Source organism: Nonomuraea monospora (assembly GCF_039531895.1).
GTDB classification, from domain to species: Bacteria; Actinomycetota; Actinomycetes; order Streptosporangiales; family Streptosporangiaceae; genus Nonomuraea; species Nonomuraea monospora.
In genome coordinates this window covers 1-1009 of the sequence record NZ_BAAAQX010000105.1, presented here as the reverse complement: position 1 = coordinate 1009, position 1009 = coordinate 1, and the positions used below count along the sequence as shown (strand labels likewise).

General features: G+C 66.4%; 1 protein-coding gene. It reads right to left on the bottom strand.

What is annotated here, in order from left to right; genetic code table 11:
- Nucleotides 1-33 precede the first annotated feature (33 nt).
- Nucleotides 34-948 (bottom strand): IS982 family transposase, encoded by a 915-nt coding sequence (locus tag ABD331_RS60675; RefSeq protein WP_344496707.1) that lies wholly within the window; start codon nt 946-948, stop codon nt 34-36.
- Between the last annotated feature and the right edge of the window lie 61 nt (nt 949-1009).

Sequence of the window (1009 nt, the reverse complement as noted above, 5' to 3'; positions counted from 1 at the left end):
CTAGATGGATGAGTCCAAGGGGTCCCGGCGAAATCAGTGGTCATAGGCGGTCAGCGATCGGTTGACGGGTTGATGAGTCTGGCCGTTGTGCCAGATGGCCGCGGTCAGGGCCAGGATCTTGATGAACACCCGGACAATGACGCCCGCCACCGTGCGGCCTCCGTGTCGTTCCAGGTCGAGCTGGCCTTTGAAGGTTTGGTTGATCGATTCGATGGTCTGGCGCAATGGCTTGAACAGGTGCGCTCCGGCTCGTTCGGTTTCGCCGGCGCGGGCCGGGCGCAGCAGTCTCATCCCGCCGTCGGCCAGCTCGCGTTCGAAGGCCTGGCCGTAGAACTGCCGGTCGGCGATGATCGTCTGGCGGGGGTGCTCGGCCATCAGACGCGGAGCGCTGCGCAGCATGCCGAGCAGCACCTCGCGTTCATCGGCCTTGGCCCCGGCCAGCGCGAACAGCACCGGCAGCCCGCCCAGGGTGCACACCAGGTGCAGGCGCAGCCCCCAGAAGTAGCGGGAGTGGGAGGCGCAGTAGCCGTACTCGGCCCAGCCTGCCAGTCGGCTGCGTCGTGCGGTCTCCACCGAGCGGCCGCACTCCACCGGGGTGGAGTCGGCCACCCAGACATCGTCACTCCACAGCGGACTGTCGCAGGCCAGCACCCGAATCACTGCCATGACCAGGCCGACCGACTTGCGCAGCCGCTTGCCGTAGCCCGATTGCTGAGGAAGACAGGGGAACATGCCGCGCAGCTCGGCGTGCGCGTACCGCAGCCAGCGGCGCTCGCAGTGATAGCCCAGCAGGGCCGACAGCACCGCCAGCGTCACCAGCTCGGCATCACTCAGCCTGGGTGCGATACCGACCTTCGGCCGCCAGGGGGCCAGCTCAGGCGCACTCTTCAGCAGATCATCGACCCTCACGTAGAGTGCGGTTGCGAGGGTGTCCAGTTCGGTCGTCACAACCCGAGAATGGACATCCTCGCCCTATCTCCGCAGCTATGCCTTGGACTCATCCATCTAG